13 protein-coding genes are annotated in these 16687 nt (G+C 33.4%); all 13 read right to left on the bottom strand.

Translation table 11 applies throughout. The features are described 5' to 3' along the window. Positions 1-7: 7 nt before the first annotated feature. On the bottom strand, positions 8-178 hold the full coding sequence (locus ACM26V_RS03185; protein ID WP_416150017.1) for a class II lanthipeptide, LchA2/BrtA2 family: 171 nt from the start codon (positions 176-178) through the stop codon (positions 8-10). 45 nt (positions 179-223) lie between these two features. Beyond that, a complete protein-coding gene (locus ACM26V_RS03180) occupies positions 224-2353 on the bottom strand; it encodes a peptidase domain-containing ABC transporter (protein ID WP_416150016.1) in 2130 nt (709 codons plus the stop codon). A 16-nt stretch (positions 2354-2369) separates the two neighbouring features. Beyond that, the gene (locus tag ACM26V_RS03175) at positions 2370-5528 is read right to left on the bottom strand and encodes a type 2 lanthipeptide synthetase LanM family protein (RefSeq protein ID WP_416150015.1); all 3159 of its coding nucleotides are present in this window, start codon (positions 5526-5528) and stop codon (positions 2370-2372) included. Positions 5529-5635: 107 nt separating this feature from the next. Continuing rightward, positions 5636-5812, bottom strand: coding sequence for a plantaricin C family lantibiotic (locus tag ACM26V_RS03170; RefSeq protein WP_416150014.1), 177 nt, complete (start codon positions 5810-5812; stop codon positions 5636-5638). Positions 5813-6091: 279 nt separating this feature from the next. Further along, positions 6092-6754 carry a response regulator gene (locus ACM26V_RS03165; RefSeq protein WP_416150013.1) on the bottom strand — a complete coding sequence of 221 codons (663 nt, stop codon included), beginning with the start codon at positions 6752-6754 and terminating at the stop codon, positions 6092-6094. A gap of 218 nt (positions 6755-6972) precedes the next feature. Continuing rightward, positions 6973-7167: a hypothetical protein gene (locus tag ACM26V_RS03160; protein WP_416150012.1), complete on the bottom strand. Its 195-nt coding sequence runs from the start codon at positions 7165-7167 to the stop codon at positions 6973-6975. A 48-nt stretch (positions 7168-7215) separates the two neighbouring features. After that, positions 7216-7947 carry an ABC transporter permease gene (locus ACM26V_RS03155; RefSeq protein WP_416150011.1) on the bottom strand — a complete coding sequence of 244 codons (732 nt, stop codon included), beginning with the start codon at positions 7945-7947 and terminating at the stop codon, positions 7216-7218. Then, positions 7931-8857: an ABC transporter ATP-binding protein gene (locus ACM26V_RS03150; RefSeq protein ID WP_416150010.1), complete on the bottom strand. Its 927-nt coding sequence runs from the start codon at positions 8855-8857 to the stop codon at positions 7931-7933. The genes ACM26V_RS03155 and ACM26V_RS03150 overlap by 17 nt, the downstream gene beginning before the upstream one ends. A gap of 225 nt (positions 8858-9082) precedes the next feature. Next, positions 9083-10405 (bottom strand): ATP-binding protein, encoded by a 1323-nt coding sequence (locus tag ACM26V_RS03145; RefSeq protein ID WP_416150009.1) that lies wholly within the window; start codon positions 10403-10405, stop codon positions 9083-9085. Positions 10406-10425: 20 nt separating this feature from the next. Continuing rightward, on the bottom strand, positions 10426-11100 hold the full coding sequence (locus ACM26V_RS03140; RefSeq protein WP_416150008.1) for a response regulator transcription factor: 675 nt from the start codon (positions 11098-11100) through the stop codon (positions 10426-10428). A 321-nt stretch (positions 11101-11421) separates the two neighbouring features. After that, on the bottom strand, positions 11422-13353 hold the full coding sequence (locus tag ACM26V_RS03135; RefSeq protein ID WP_416150007.1) for a fructose-1,6-bisphosphatase: 1932 nt from the start codon (positions 13351-13353) through the stop codon (positions 11422-11424). Positions 13354-13628: 275 nt separating this feature from the next. Beyond that, positions 13629-15068: a glycoside hydrolase family 32 protein gene (locus ACM26V_RS03130; RefSeq protein ID WP_416150006.1), complete on the bottom strand. Its 1440-nt coding sequence runs from the start codon at positions 15066-15068 to the stop codon at positions 13629-13631. A 73-nt stretch (positions 15069-15141) separates the two neighbouring features. Beyond that, entirely contained in the window at positions 15142-16545 is a 1404-nt protein-coding gene (locus ACM26V_RS03125; protein WP_416150005.1) for a sucrose-specific PTS transporter subunit IIBC, read from the bottom strand. Positions 16546-16687: the final 142 nt, after the last annotated feature.

Below are 16687 nucleotides of genomic sequence, written 5' to 3'. Positions count from 1 at the left end.
TTCTGCTTTAGTCGTTACATGGTTTTACAATAGATGCACATCGGGTTGTAGGACACATAGCTGCAGAAATTGGGATTGTTACAGTCCAAGTAGCAGGTTTTACTTCATCTGCACCACCAGCAAGGTCCTTCAATTCAGTTTCAGATACTTCTTCAATTCCCTTGTTCATTTTCATCATTCTCACCCCCTTTCAGTAAATATTTTTTAGATTTATAGTAAGAATTCATATTAATTGTCTATTATTTGATGATTTTATTTGTAATAACATACCCTTTTTTAATTCATAGATTGATTCATAATCACTAATTGAATCTGTTCGATGTGTAATGGAAACTATTGTCATATCTCTTTTATACAAATTGACTAAAATTTCTTTTTCTGTTGCTTTGTCTAGATTGCTCGTCCCTTCATCTATTAAAAGAATCTTCGGCTCTTTTGCCAGTACTCTTGCTATAGCAATCCTCTGTCGTTGCCCTCCTGAAAGACTTACACCATTTTCACCAATCATAGTGTGATATCCCATTGGGAGTCGCTGAATATCTTCGTGAATACAAGAATCTTTAGCTGCTTGAATCGCGCATTCATCAGATATAGACTCATTATAATATTTTATATTATTCAAAATTGTTTCATTAAATAGGCTCAAGTCCTGAACGATGAAACCAATGTTTTCTCTTACCTGCATTAAATTAATATTCTCGATGTGATGGGTACCAAAGTAAAGAGATCCATTAGTGGCTGGGTAAAGACCTGCTATCAGTTTGAACAAGGTTGATTTACCACTTCCAGTTTTACCTATTAACGATATTTTCTCTTTAGGATGTATAACTAAATTAATATTCGAAAGAATATCCTCTCCATTGTCATAGCTAAAATGAACATGTTCGAAAGTAATATTATCAATTTCAGGATCAAAGAATGCGTTACTTTCAACGTTATTCTGTTCATCATCTTCTTGAAGAACATATTCAACACGGTCTACCATTTCTTCTACCATTTTGACAGATTCTAAGCTTCCTATAATTGACCCTAGAGGTGTCATAAATCGTCCCGCAATTGTCGCAAAAGCAACAATTGCACCAATTGTAAGGCCATTTTGTATTCCGATCCCTATACCAACAATGAGAACAAATAAAGGTAAAGACAAATTAATTGAATTAGACACACCACCTAGTAAAGATGATGTATTCATTCTTTTTGAAAAATGGCCAATTTGATCCTCAAATACCTGATTCATTTTAGTTTCAATAGATTTTGTGTCTCCCACTGTTTTTATAAATGTCATCGATCTTAGAATTTCAACTAACTGACTTTGGAAATTAGCTTGACTATTTACTTCTTGTTTTGTAAACACTTCGATTCTAGGTAACAAATACAATGTAAAAATTATTTGTAATCCAGCACCAATAAAAACAAGTAATGATAAAAGAGGAGAATAATAGAGCATAACTCCACAAAAAACAATTAATAAACTAATATCTAGAATCAAAGTAGAAGCTAGTCGTGAAATAATTTCTCTTATTACTGCTATATTATTAATCCTCGTTGCAATATCTCCTGAAGCATTTACTTCAAAAAATTTCATGGGCAAAGAAAATATTTTGTTAATAAATTGATTCGTTAAACTCTTGTTAATAAATACTTGTAATTTAATGATCCAAAACATTCTTAAAATTGATAGACCAAAAAATAGAAATGTAACAACTCCTCCTAATATAGCTAATAAATCTAACCTAATATTAGTCTGCTTATCTTCCATAAAGGAATCAATAACATATTGTGTGAGAAAAGGTGTAATTAAATTTAATAGTTGAAAAATGAATGATAATAGTACAATATATAAAAGTATTTTCTTTTCCTTTAATAGATACTTACCGATCTTATTTACTAAAGTGTCACTTTTTAATTTGGTAAGATCAATTTTTTCATTTTCTTTTTCTAATTTTATAGCAACTCCGCTATAGTCTCTTTCAAAATCAATAGCCACTATAGTTTTTCTTCCCGAAGCTGGATCAATTATTGTTATTGTTTCACCTTTTACTTTTTCAAGGATAACAAAATGATTTTTTTTCCAATGGACAATTAATGGACATTCTAGAGAGTTTTCTTCCATTTCCCTCAATAAATTAGGAATTTTATAAGCTTTAAGGCTGTATCCGTGAATGTCAACCATCTCTTTCAAGTAAAGTAAATTAGTACCTTCGCGTCCAATATGTTTTTTATCTTTTTTTAGCTTACTAGGATCAATTCTACAGCCTTCAATCCAACTCATGACCATAGCAACACAGATTAAGCCACAATCATAATTACTTTTTTGAAGCATCACTGGTATTTTTTGTTTTAACAATTTCATAATTTGCACCCTTTGCTTAAACTATTTTATCGAGTTTCAAACTTAAAATATTCGGCACTCGCTCGTCACACGCAAACAGCACTCCATAGATAATACCTGCCATCCCAACCATCATATTGGGGGTTTCAACTTCTCTACCTACACCACATTTGTAACCTGTTTTCTCTCCTTTTTGCAAACTCTCTAGTATTAAGTTTTGAGCAATTTCTATTACTTCAAATTGTTTTGTTTCACGTCCATATTCTATAAGAATAGCTGCATTTCCTATATCACCATGGCATAGACTGTGTTCTCTACCAAATCCATCATAAAATATATTTGCCTTAGCCATGTTTACATCTATTCCAGCTTGCCGAGAAATTTGCTTCTCATGAGAGCGTAAAAGTCCTAAACGACTGAGCAAAATTCCTGGTGATCCGTGACACCAGGCGGATGTTGCTACTTCATCAATGGGTTTTCTTCGATCAATCCAATTGTCCTTGATCATTTGATTATTCTCGTATTTCATTCCTTTTATTATGGCATCTGAAATTCTTCTATCCCTCAAATAGTCATTAATTAAAGAAAGAGAATATATAATTCCTGCATTTCCATGAGAAAAACCGGTTAATGGTTGTTCAGCAACACCAACCCACGATATTTCATCTTCATTAATGGTAATGGCATGATTCAAAATATGTTGACTACATATAGTTGCTGCTTTTAAAAAAGATTCATCTTCGGTCCATTTATAACAACTTATTAGAACTGCTATTGCTCCAGCTGAGCCTCCAATAATGTCAAATTCTTTGTCCTGTTCAATTAAATCTATAATTTTTTCGGTTAATTCTAAAGAAAGCTCTTTGTATTTTTTATGTTCTGTAACAATATAGAAATTCATAAGAACATAAATGATAGAAGACACACCTGAAAATGCTCCTATCGAAATTCTATTTTTCAAATCACCTGATAAATCTAAATTCTTGAATCTTACACTAATATCTTCTACTATTTCTGTCGCTATCTTAAAGTAGTTTTCCTTTTTAGTAACAATCCATAGAGAAAGATAAGTCATCCCCATGCCTGCTAAACCATCGTACAATGTATCTCCCATAGGCGTGAGGTTCCATTTAATCTCCTCGATTCCTACTGGAGTAGAATTCAGCCACGAATAATTGGGTCTCCCATCATTAGTACCTTTATAAGATTGAGAGTAAATACGATCAGCTAATTTTTCCGCAATTTCTATAAAATATTGTTTTGATTGAAAAGGTTTAATATAATCAATAGGGTTTTTAATTTTAAATTTTTTTAATTCCTTTTGTCTCTCATCTCCTGTTGATAACATTGACAAATCAATCACTTCGAGTTGGAAATCTAACTCTTCTCGACTCAACCCATTAATTTTATTTCGTACTAGTTCTAATGGAGAATCTTTAAAGTAATTGATTATTTCTTTATTTCTAGAAGTAGTCAAGTCATTAGAACAAATAGATAATTTAAAATAAGGGATATCATCATTTATCAAATCTTTGTATTCGTGTTTCGCTAATGGTTTATATCGCTCATTTGCTTTTATTTCATCCCAAATTTTGGCTAAGTAAATTTCTCGATCAATTGCATTATGGAGGAAGCGTGGATGTAAACTTAACTCAAGAAAAGATGAGTACTTAACAGTAGGTTTAGGAATAAATCGCACAATTACTGAATCTGCCCTATCATTAATAATTTTTATTATTTCATTAGAATAATTAGTAATAGCTTCAAATATCTGAGTGAAACCATCCTTAATTTCACTAACATAATCTTGCGCATAAACATATTTCCCGTTACACTTTGGATGATTCGATGAAGATTCCATGTCAACATATTCTCTTTCAATTTTCATAAAATCCGTATTTGGATTTTTTATTTGGGGAAGTTTTATAAATGATTGAACTTCCCCTTTACGCCCTATCCCACTAATATCCACATTTTTATCTCCAAAGAAAAATGGAAGTAACCCTAAGGTTCTTACAGATGAATTTAATTTTTGTTCAGCCTTTACATACGCGCTTTCTGTTTTAATCTTTAAATTCTCATAGGGAATATGGAATAAAGACTCTAAGTCTACCAAAACTGGATAACTACCGTTAGCAATAATATTTTCTGAGTGAAAATCTACAGCATTTAGTGCGTATAACAGCGCTATTTGTCCACCAATTCTCCGATAGAAATTTTTTATATCATCATTATTTTTACATTCTTTAAAATAGATAAATTCAACCCATCCATACTCTTTCCTACTTATTACTTTCGGAGAAATTATCCTATATTCACTATTACTAATTTTTCTATTTATTAAATCAACAATCTCATGATATAGAATATCAATATTTAGATTACGAGGTTTATAAATTAGTACAGTTTTTTCTAATATTACTTTCGCTACTTTCCTTCCATCAGAATGCGCGTCTCCTAATCCCATCTCTATTGTTTCAATTTTCTCCATCTCAAAATTATCCGCAATGGAATGCAAAATATCTTCTTTATCTTGGTCGTATCTAGTTAGTAATTCATTAATATTTTTTTTGAATTTTCTTGTTTCATTTGCAATTACTCGCAACAGTCCTGGATAGTAATTAAAGAAGCGATTTAAATAAGCAGGATCATTTAATAGGATTTGATTATAATGTTGAAACTTTTCTTCTTTTGTGTCTCCTTGTAAAGTTTTATTTTCACGATTTACATTTAAATCTAACACTAGTGTTCTATACGACATTTTTAAAATTTGTTTTTGAAATTGACTGGACACATCATTTAAAAAATTTGATTCATCTTTTATATTGTGTTTATTTGATTGGTAGGCTTTTGAAGAAGTGAGTTTCTTAATAAAATAAGACGAGGTTTTCAATGCAAAAGTATGAAAAAGAATGTCCTCTGATCGTTTCAGATGATTTATTTCTTGCAGTGAAATTTGTTGCTTTATATGTTGAAAAACACTTAGTTTAAAAGCATTATTATGTAAATTAGTAATATAAAGACGACGCACACTTTCAAGGGAGTTGATAGATAATACATTTTTCAAACTATCTTGTGCGAGTTTTATATCACCCTGATAAACAATGTTGATATTACGATCTAACAGAGTTGCTGCAACTTCTCTATTACCTTCTTTTTTTTCCGCACACCTTAAGATCTTTGTCATATTATCCATATATATCACTCCTTTTAGTTAGAAGTGGGGAGGATCTCCCCACTTAGTCTTTACTATTACTCGAAAGAGGTTGGTTATAATGTGTAAGAACATATACCTAATGCTTTCTAACACCAACACGTATGAGTTGGACAGATGCTACATTCCCAAGTAATCGTACAATATTTTCCATCATTACCTTGGGATATTCCTTGTGCTTCAGCTCCACCACTAACAAAATTCAAGGAGATTTCTTCCATTTCCTGTGTTACATCTCCAGCTATTGAATATAGTTTCTCTTCCATTTTCATCACCTCCTTTTAATATTTTCATTATTTTATATTTTATGTTAATTTAATAGTATTATAATTATAAAAACATGTCTCCGAAAAGGTTGTTTCGTTTTCCCGCAAATTTAACCGTAAATAACGAATTTTTTTGCGTGATGATATATTCTACCGATTTTTCACATAAATTATTGAAGAATAAATCATTGGTGGATTACATTAAACAACAAAAACAGCTTGATTTCGAAATTTCAAAATCAAGCTGTTTTAATGTATTTGTAACTTCCTGTTTTCTTACTAATAGCTAGGGATTTCTTGTAACGTAATTAATGCATACTTTTTAGCCTTACTCAAAGCTTCAGCTCTAGATCTCACTTCTAATTTACTGTAAATATCCGTTAGTGTATATTCTACTGATCGTTGACTAACTAGAAGTTTTTCTGCTATTTCATGGTTCGTTAACCCATCAGAAATAGATAAAATAATTCTTTGCTCTTTTTCACTTAATGTAATATCTCGTAAACCACTTCTTGTATTTAGTTTAACTTTTGGCTCCGTCCGTCTTAGTTGCTTAAATAACACTGTTGGAATTACTGTCTCTCCGCGTACAACACACTCAATAGTATTGACAAAAGATTCATAAGAAGCTTCTTTACTAATGAATCCACATACACCAGTTTCTATTAGCAAATTAAAGTGTATAGATATATCACCTTCAATGAATATTAATATTTTTTTATTTGGGTACTTCTTTAAAACTTGCTTTGATAACTCAAGACCATTTAAGTATGGCATGAATAGATTAAATATTATAACATCGGAATCATCTTCATCAATTCTCTCAATAACATTTCTACTGTCAGTCGTAATCTCTACTGACATTGTTTGATTTTTCTCCAATAGTAACTTTAGCCCTTCCACGACACATATTTGATTATTTACCAAAAGCACCTTAATCATGATATATTTCTCCTCATTTCCTATTGACTCAGTTTTAAATTACTGAAATCTATTAAATATAAGGTAAATACATTAAAATACATTTAACAAATATATTACAAAGGCTCTTCGGCGTTGGTAAAACATGACCTATTAGGACGGATAGCCCACCTACTAGTGTTTACACATCAAGAGTAATGATCATCACTCAATGTTCATTTTATATTTGACCTACGCTTCTAATCGCTGCCAATAAAGATAAATAGCGCAAAGCTAATAACATATACTATAAACAATCCGCCTACCCATTTTGATGATTTCCGTTTTTTATTCATCACACCTTCTTTTAAACCATAATTTAAAAGATTTGCAACAAACACAGCTAGTGCTCCTCCTAATGAAGCAATTGCAATGATAAACATGACTTTTTCCATAATAATCTCCCTTTCATTTATAATTTTTGTATTGCAAATCAGCAACTGTTAATTCATTCTCGTATTTCGCGAATATTTATATAGACCTAATAATGAGATAATGATATAAGCAAATAAGATGATAAAACCCCATACTTCAAGGTTCATGCTGTCATAGCCCATCGATGCATCATAAAATTGGATGCTTAATCGATAAATAAACGAAAAAGGGAATGCAATCGAAAAATCTGCTCCAAGCAATATCGTTGTAATGAAAATAAACGCCACACCTGCTATTACAACGCTAAGAATATTTCTAGTCATAAACACCAGTAACGCTGCTACTGGAATAATCAATAATGTTAAAGACGAGAAGAGGAATGATGTGAAAAATTTAGCAGGAATCATCATTTCTGCTTCGTTTCTAAATACTAAAATGAGTGTGACTAAATGAATGAAATGGTTCAATATTGATGTCCCAATCAGTAAAATAAAAGCAGCAATCATTTTAGCACCAATTAATTTAAAATTATCGAATGGGTAAGACATCCAGTTTAACGTCGTCCTGTTTTGAAATTCCGTGTAGAAAAAAAATCCAGTAAAAATAAAAACTAACGTAGGAAAAAGAATCGCATATTGATTAAATACAAAATAATAGTATTTATCTGCATTCATGTCACCTGACACGATGAGTGCTCCACCTGTGTTGATGACATATGGTAAAAGACTTACTATTAAAATGACATATACCATTTTCAATCGCTTTAATTTTATTAATTCATTTTTAAGAAGTAATTTCATAATCTTCCCTCTTTTCATCCAACAACTTCAAATACAAATCCTCTAAAGAAAGCTCGAAAACTTCCAATGTTACAATTGGAAGTTGCTGCTGATTTAGTAATTTTTTCATTTCGCTCGGTTGAGTGGAAGACACCAATTCAACTAAATCGTTTTCTTGATATATCTTTTGAGCGCTCAACTGTTTCAACTGTTCGCTTTTCAATGAAAAAGGTGTTATTAACTTATACAAGTAATGTGTTTCTTCTTTTGCATTCATCATCGTTTCAAAAATGATTTCACCGTTATTCATAAAGATAATGTCATCTGCCATCAACTCTATCTCATTAAGTAAATGACTGGAGATAATCACTGTCGTTCCTTTTTTATTTACTTCATTGATTAGCATTTCTCTTACTTCCTTTATTCCATGTGGATCTAACCCATTTGTAGGTTCATCTAGCAACAGAAGTTTTGGTTGATGTGATATCGCTCTAGCTACACCTAATCGTTGCTTCATGCCTAACGAAGTTTCTGAGAATAGTTTATCCTTATGCTTGAAAAGACCCACTGTTTTTAATAAAGAGTGTATATTTTCTCCTGATACATCTTCTTGTAAATATCTCATGTGAAGACGTAAATTTTCTGTTAACGTCAGGTTATCGTAAAAACCTGGAAATTCGATAATACTTCCAATTGAACGGATTAATTCTTTATCGGGATTGTTATATAAATTCTGATCTTCAAAAATGATTGACCCTGAATTGGGCTGAAACACTCCTAACATTACTTTAAGTAACGTGGTTTTACCGGCACCATTAGGTCCTAACAGACCATATATTTTCCCTTTTTTAATGGAGATATTTACATCGTTAATCACGCGTTTCTTTTTTATTTGCACATTAATATCTTTGACATGTACTATCGTATTCATGTCCCCTCACCTTCCCTTCAAGTGATTTCAATGTATTAAGTGTAAACAGACAAGGTTAAAACCAATGCTAATTCAAGGTTAAAATTAGGTTAAAAAATACATTCATGACGTTTGTCCAATTCGAACGAATCTGAATTACAAAAAGGACTTACCCAAAGAGTCGAAACTAATAACTCTTTGAATAAGCCCATAAATTCATTTTATTTTATAATAAAATACTTCACATTAATCTTCCATTGGAAAAATAGTAATTGTCGTACCTTTCAAATCATTCGTTACAGTTTTTTTCAAATTCATTTGCTTCAACATCATCTCTACGATTGACAAACCAATCTTTGCTCCAGTTCGCTTCGAATTCTTTATCATACCTGAACCATGATCGTGGATTTTCAATACAGTTAATCCGTTCTCTTTACACGTTTCAATCAATATATACTTCCCATCTCTGGCATGTCGCTGAACATTTTGAAACAGATTATCGAGGATTCTTCGTAACCATATTTCATCTATGTCCCAGTGGATGGGTTCGTTTAGCTGAACGTCGATTTCAAATTCCAATTCTTCAAATATCGAATACCAAGCTATGAATGAAGATCTCACCACAGCGACCACATCTGTTGTTTGCTTATTTAACGGGAGTTTCCCTTCACTAAGGACGGTATAGGAGGTTAAATTATCAATAAGTTCAGCCATGAAATCAACTTTTTGATTTATCACAATTACTGATTTTTTCGCCTCTTCGGTGAGCTGTAGTTGAATTAATTTATGGGTGTGACCGTTTATAATTGAAAGCGGTGTCCTTAAATCATGAGATAAACTAGAAATTAAGTTTTTTCGAATCGCTTCTTCACTTTTTTCTTTTTTATGACTTTCGTTTAATTGATCTACCATCTTGTTAAACGAATCTTCTAGTTGCCCAATTTCATCGTTTATTTGCACACTCATCTTGGAAGGAATCAATTGATTTTCATTTATTTCCATATTCATTTGTATTTTTACTAGTCTTTTTCGTAATTTATTGAAAAATACCCAGGAAATGAATACAAACAAAAACCAGATTAACCCCAAAGCAAAAAACCATACGAATGAATACCTTTCGCGAAGTACTTCCCACTCTGTGCCCATATATGATTGTGGTATTTGCAGCATCGCATATCCACTATTTTCACTTCCCTCTAAATATGAAAGCGTTGTGAAATACTGTTTCTTCTGGTTATTAGCACGCATATAGTCAATCGTTTCTGAAACGTTCCATTTCTCGTTTAGAGCTTCATTTTGGCCAATATAGGTAAGTACTTCTCCTTCATCACTTATCCAACGTACATGTGCTTCAGGATACTCGTCTATATTTTTCAAATAGGAACTAACATCATTAGTTGTCCGTCCTTCTATGGAATTGACGATGATTTCCCATTCTTCTTCTATCTCATCAGGATTATAAAACTCTTCCGACGTAAAGTTACCTACATGCGTAATCAACGAGTAATAGAGAAAATTAACTCCTAAGTATGACACCGGGAAAATAAAAATCGACAATAGAATAATCATAATATATTTCGTTGATAGTTTCACAGTTTCACCCTGTAACCCAGTCCACGAATCGTTTGAATAATTTTAGGCTCTTGAGGATTTTTCTCAATTTTTTGCCTTAAATAACGTATATGTACACTTATAGTTTTATCACCTTCAATATAAGGCTGATCCCAAACACTCGAATAAATTTGTTCTTTTGTTAAAATTTGATTTGCGTTTCTTAGTAAATAATGAAATATTTTATATTGCTTCTCTGTTAACATTATTTCTTGATTCGTTTCAGAATTGTAAATTTGATTAGCTTTTAGATCAATTTTTAAATGCTCAATACTAACTGTATTCATAGCTATTTTATCAAATCTTCGAAGCAAAATATCAACTCTAATTACCAGTTCTTGCGGGTGAAAAGGCTTCGTTAAATAATCATCAGCAAATTCTAATCCCTTTAGTTTATCCTCGATTGCCGTTCTAGCAGTTAAAATTAATATAGGAATACTGTTATTCTTTTCTTTGATTCTTTGTCCAACGGTAAATCCGTCCAGCCCTGGAAGCATAATATCAAGAATTACCATTTCCACTTCATTTAGATACTGATCAAATTGATTACCTGATTTTAACCAAGTCATTTTATAACCACAATCGAGCAAGTTTTGCTTCACTAACTGTCCAACCTCTTCGTCATCTTCAATATACAGAATATGGTTATTCAAACGATTACCTCCTACAATTCAAAGCAATTTGTTTAATTTTTGAATAGATTTATTGTTAGTTTTATCCAAATTATATAGGTAAATCGATAAAAAGGAAAGATTGGAATTACGGAAGCCTAACTCCCGTAAAGTAATTTCAACATGAATCTTGTATCTAAAAACATTAGCTCTGTTTGGGACAAAACAATGATCTAAGTAAAAGCAGAAAAGACCCCTGAATCCTAGAGGACATCTAGGTTAAAAGGCTTTTTCTATGCTTGGTCAAGGTTATTCGTCTTCATCTCGATTTTTCCCGAAAAGGCTTCGACCTTTGTTTGTGCTTTATTTCATGTAGCGATATTCCATCAGGTTTTTTAGCATGGCTACTTCCTGTAATAATTCTTCTCCGACGTTGGTTTCTAGTACTTTCTTTCTGACGAGTTCTTTATCTACTAATCTTTTTACGGATAAGACATCTGTTCCGTGTTGTAGCACGTCTTCTTTAGAGTGGAAATGTTGATGGGCGACGAGTTGCATGCCGTAAGAATTATATAAGAGAGTGTATCCGGCTATGCCTGTTGATGATTGATATGCTTTGGAGAAGCTTCCATCAATGACGATCATTTTGCCATTTGCTTTGATTGGATTTTCTCCGTTTATTTCTTGGATCGGTGTGTGGCCGTTTATGATGTGACCTTGATCTGGATTTAGATCAAATTCTGTTAGGATGTTGCGGCAGGTTTCTTCCTTTTCGCGTAAATGGTAGTATGGGTTCTTTCTCTCTTCATGGGCTTGTTTGTCTTTGATGAAGTACCTTTCAAAGGTTGTCATTTCTCTTTTACCAAAGAGGGAGGAATATTCTCCTGTCCATAGGTACCAGACCATATCAGTTGCGAGATCGTCTGTCTCTTCTGGCTTCGCAAAGGATTGGCGTAAATAATGTTCGAAAATATCAAATAAGTCACGGCCTGCATAAGTTTTATTTTCAATCTCCATTTTTTCCATTTTTCCATTCTCATCTATTGGGATGCAGCCATGTATTAATAAGTTCCCGTTATATTTTAAATAAAGATTGCCTTTTTTCATGAGAAAATTCATATGTCTGGCTAACTTTTCTGAATGTTGGACAGAAAATAACAGTTTGTCTATAACTTTCTGTTCTTCGTCTAATAATTGATCGGGGTGTATCGGATCAACTGTTGCAAAGCACGTATTTTCTAATTTGTATGTCTTACCTTTAATTGTTATTTCATTTTTGTCGTGATCGACTTTCTCAAGCAACAGCCTGCCTGACATATTAAAGTATGGTCGTCTCTTAATAATTGGGCTTTCTAGTTTGAACTGAATTATTGCAATCGCTTGATGAATTTTCGTGATTTGATCATATTCGTTATCTGATACGGAATCGTGTGATTGACTTTTTGGCATGAAAGCGGGATTGCTCTGATAATATTTCTCCGCGAGATTGAGAAGTGGTCGTAGATTTATGCCATATACATCTTCAATAATATCAAGGTTATCGTACCTTGCGCAGATACGGATAATATTTGCTAGACATACTTTAGATCCCGCAAAGGCACCTAACCATAATACATCATGATTTCCCCATTGAATATCTACGGAATGATAATTGATGAGAGCATCCATAATTTTGTCTGGTTCGGGTCCGCGATCATAAATATCCCCGACGACATGGAGGTGGTCAACAACCAATCGTTGTGTCGTATAACTTAGACCGATAATGAGTTTATCAGCTTGGCCGAGGGAAATGAGTTGCTGGACTATTTTTGAATAATACTGCTTTTTATTTGTAAATTCCTCCGTTTTGTAGAGGAGTTCTTCGACAATATATACGAATTGTTTCGGCAATGCTTTTCGTAATTTCGAGCGAGAATATTTGAAGGAAGCAAAGGATACCAACTTTATCATCTGTTCAATGATCTCTGAATACCATTCGTTTAGTTCTTGCTTACTATTAAAACTATTTTTGATTAACTGTAATTTTTCTTCTGGATAATACACTAAAGTAGCGAATTCCGTTATTTCTTTTTCAGAGAATTCGTCTATAAAAAGGTCTTTGATTTTCTCTTTTACATTGCCTGAACCATTTCTTAGAACATGTTGAAAGGATTGATATTCTCCGTGTAAGTCGCTGACAAAATGTTCTGTTCCCTTTGGGAGATTGAGGATTGCTTCAAGATTAATAATTTCCGTTGCAACTTCTTCTTCACTATCATACTTTTGAGCGAGTATATCTAACAGTTTTGTGTTCAAAGTGGTAGAATCCCCTTTCTGGCTCAGGTTATATTATTTGATAATTCTAAAGGTTCTAGTCTGTTTTCATGAATAAGAGATAAATTCGCGGAATTTTCTTTTAACTATTACAATAATATTAACATAAATCCTAACTGTTTTTAGAGCCCTCTGAAAATACATTAGATAGTTTCAATTCTATCCTGATGTGATACGGAAATTTGCGCACTTCTTACTTATAAAATACGTAAAAGGCACTCTAAGAAAATAGAGTGCCTTTCCATGAGAGATGAAGTTTAAAAGCAGATAGATTGACTGATTTCCCATTTTTTAATATTGAGAGATACTTCTCCTTTAGAGTGAAACAAGATCTCCCCATCATTTTTCTCTGAGAAAAATCGGGAACTGAATACCTCTTCTCCTCCATTGATAAATATTTCTACCGTAGATAAGTCGATAAATATATTCAACGAATAAATATCTTCTAATTTACATTTTCGAACTTCATCTGATTGAGTTTGAAAGTTCTTTCTAGTTAAAGAGAATATCTTTGTTTTTGAATCGAAATCAATTTGAATCGCATTGGAAATTCTCATGCTAAATACATCAGACTTATTCGTTAAAATATCTATTATCAATTCAATCGATTGTCCTGAGACACCTTTAAAATCCCGTGAATTATTGAAGATAGAAACGTGTTCATAGTGAACCTCATTTGTTCTTAATTTTTCCAATTCTTTTACTGGTTTTTGATATAACTTCCCTTCAAATAACGTCAATTCTCTAGGGAGTGTCATCGCATGAATCCAGCCATCATGTATCGTTGGATGATGTTCTTCACTTTCATCAGGCATTCCCATCCATGCGATTAATATCCTTTGTCCATTCGCACCAATGGTAGTCTGGGGAGCATAAAATTCAAACCCTCTATCGAGCTCTCTAAAATCACCATGGCAATACTGTTTCGTTTGATAATCCATTTCTCCAATGAAATAGCCGGACTGAAATAAATTATGATAGTCATCGCCTTTTGGCTCAAGACCTTGGGGCGAGACAATTAAGACATCTTTTCCACTTAACGAAAAGAGATCCGGACACTCCCACATATAGCCAAAATCCCCCAATCCGTTCATATGGGATCCAGCAATTGCTCCGTGGTGTTCCCAATCTGTTAGATTTGTAGAACTGAATAAAGCAACTTTTCCTGTTTTCGTTTCACTTTGCGCACCAACGACCATATACCACGTATCTTCTTTCTTCCAGACTTTAGGGTCTCTAAAATGTGCTGTATATCCTGCTGGGAGATGCAAAACCGGCCCTTTTTTATCAAATGTCATACCATCTTTTGATATTGCCATACACTGATACGTTTCTCTATCTCCGATTTCATTTAAAACATTTCCAGTATACAACACAATTAAATTGCCTTCGTGCTCAATTGCACTGCCTGAATAGCAACCATTGCAATCAAACCAATCTTCAGGAGCAAGAACGGCGTTTTCATGCTTCCATTCAAATAAGTTTTCTGAAGTGAAATGTCCCCAATATTTCGTCGCATGTACTGTTTTATTCGGATTCCATTGATAGAATGTGTGGTACTTCCCTACATAGTATATAAATCCATTCGGATCATTCATCAATCCAAATGGAGGTGTCATGTGGAACTTCGGTCTAAATCGATCTACTGGCTTTCCGTTTGCTTTATCATGATTGTTTTGTGGCATATCACCATTCATACTAAAACCCTTTCCGTTGTAAAGTGACATGTGGAATGATCCGATTACCTGGATCATTCCACATGGTTACATTTTATTTTTTAGCCTTTACTTTATCATTGTCGTTATAGCCAAACATCCACGTTAATGAAAACGCAACAGCAACGGCAATGAGATTTACTAGAATGTACAAGAATAGCTGTTCATTCAAATAAAGTAATGTTCCTGGAATCACTGTAATCGCCATCCCGGTTCCAGAAAGATTCATGATCGAAGCGAAGAATCCACCGACTCCCCCACCTATTAGTCCCATAATAAAAGGTTTTCCGTAGCGGAGATTTACACCAAAGATAGCTGGTTCCGTAATGCCTAGAAATGCGGATAGGGAAGAAGGTAATGCTAAAGCTTTTAATTTCTTTGACTTTGTTTTTAATCCTACCGCTAAAGCAGCTCCCCCTTGCGCAGCAACAGATGCTGTAATAATCGCATTATAAGGGTTAGAGCCAAATGATTCCAAAAGTCGAATTTCCATCATGCTAAATACATGATGCACACCTGTAATGACAATAATCTGATTGAAGAAACCTATTAAAAGTCCGGCTAAACCTAGTGGCCAGTCAAGTACAGTAACTGTACCTGTTAAGATCATATTTTCAACACCTTGTAGAATTGGACCTAGCACAAAGAGAGCGAGTGAGATCATAATTAATAGTGTTAATAAAGGTGTTACGATTAAATCCAATGCTTCAGGCACTTTATTTCTAATCCATTTCTCGACTTTAGCACCGATGAGCCCTGCGATAAATGCAGGTAGGACGGAACCTTGATAGCCCAAAACAGGCAATATACCAAAGAACATTAACGGTTCCGCATCCCCACCTGCGATATCCCATGCATTTGGTAATGCCGGGCTTACTAGCATCAAGCCTAATACAAGTCCAATAATCGGACTGCCACCAAAAACTCGGAAGGCTGACCAGGCAACTAATGCTGGTAGAAAGACAAAGGCCGTATCTGTTAAAACTTCAGTAAAAAGTAAAAAATTACTTGAAATATCATCTGGCGTCATGCCAAAGATCGCTAGGATCCTTTCTTGCATAACCAATCCTCTTAAACCCATGAATAAACCTGTGGCAACTAACGCTGGAATAATCGGCACAAACACATCTCCGAATGTACGGATCGCCCGTTGAAACTTACTCCCCTGTTTTTTTCCTTCTTCCTTTAGTTCTTCTTTAGAAGATTCAGAAGCCCCCAAATTTACCATTTCCGCAAAAATTTTGTTTACGGTTCCAGTACCCAAGATGATCTGGTACTGTCCGGAGTTATAAAATGCTCCTTTGACTTTTTCTGTATCTTCTACTCGTTCTTGGTCAACCTTTTCCTTATCTTTGACCATTATTCGAAGCCTCGTAGCACAATGAGCAACGGAACTAATGTTTTCTTCGCCACCTACTGCCTCAATGAGTTCTTTTGCAATTTGTGAATTAACTGACAATATAATCCATCCTTTCTGTTCTCTGTAATCCATTACAGATAATTAAAAATAAAAACCTTATTTAACAATGTTTTATATCAGTAATCGATTACAGATATTGTGTAAAAAAATAAAGCTATTAGGGCTTTAAGTTTTTCTGTAA

Origin of the sequence: Salipaludibacillus sp. HK11 (assembly GCF_047795645.1) — a bacterium.
Classification (GTDB): Bacteria; Bacillota; Bacilli; order Bacillales; family Salisediminibacteriaceae; genus Salipaludibacillus.
The sequence above is the reverse complement of the archived record's forward strand: the minus strand, read 5'-3'. Positions and strand labels throughout refer to the sequence as shown.

Excerpts from the sequence above, each read along its gene's own strand:
- ACM26V_RS03185 (WP_416150017.1), bottom strand. The coding sequence starts at position 178 with ATGATGAAAATGAACAAGGGAATTGAAGAAGTATCTGAAACTGAATTG.
- ACM26V_RS03180 (WP_416150016.1), bottom strand. The coding sequence starts at position 2,353 with ATGAAATTGTTAAAACAAAAAATACCAGTGATGCTTCAAAAAAGTAAT.
- ACM26V_RS03175 (WP_416150015.1), bottom strand. The coding sequence starts at position 5,528 with ATGGATAATATGACAAAGATCTTAAGGTGTGCGGAAAAAAAAGAAGGT.
- ACM26V_RS03170 (WP_416150014.1), bottom strand. The coding sequence starts at position 5,812 with ATGGAAGAGAAACTATATTCAATAGCTGGAGATGTAACACAGGAAATG.
- ACM26V_RS03165 (WP_416150013.1), bottom strand. The coding sequence starts at position 6,754 with ATGATTAAGGTGCTTTTGGTAAATAATCAAATATGTGTCGTGGAAGGG.
- ACM26V_RS03160 (WP_416150012.1), bottom strand. The coding sequence starts at position 7,167 with ATGGAAAAAGTCATGTTTATCATTGCAATTGCTTCATTAGGAGGAGCA.
- ACM26V_RS03155 (WP_416150011.1), bottom strand. The coding sequence starts at position 7,947 with ATGAAATTACTTCTTAAAAATGAATTAATAAAATTAAAGCGATTGAAA.
- ACM26V_RS03150 (WP_416150010.1), bottom strand. The coding sequence starts at position 8,857 with ATGAATACGATAGTACATGTCAAAGATATTAATGTGCAAATAAAAAAG.
- ACM26V_RS03145 (WP_416150009.1), bottom strand. The coding sequence starts at position 10,405 with ATGATTATTCTATTGTCGATTTTTATTTTCCCGGTGTCATACTTAGGA.
- ACM26V_RS03130 (WP_416150006.1), bottom strand. The coding sequence starts at position 15,068 with ATGAATGGTGATATGCCACAAAACAATCATGATAAAGCAAACGGAAAG.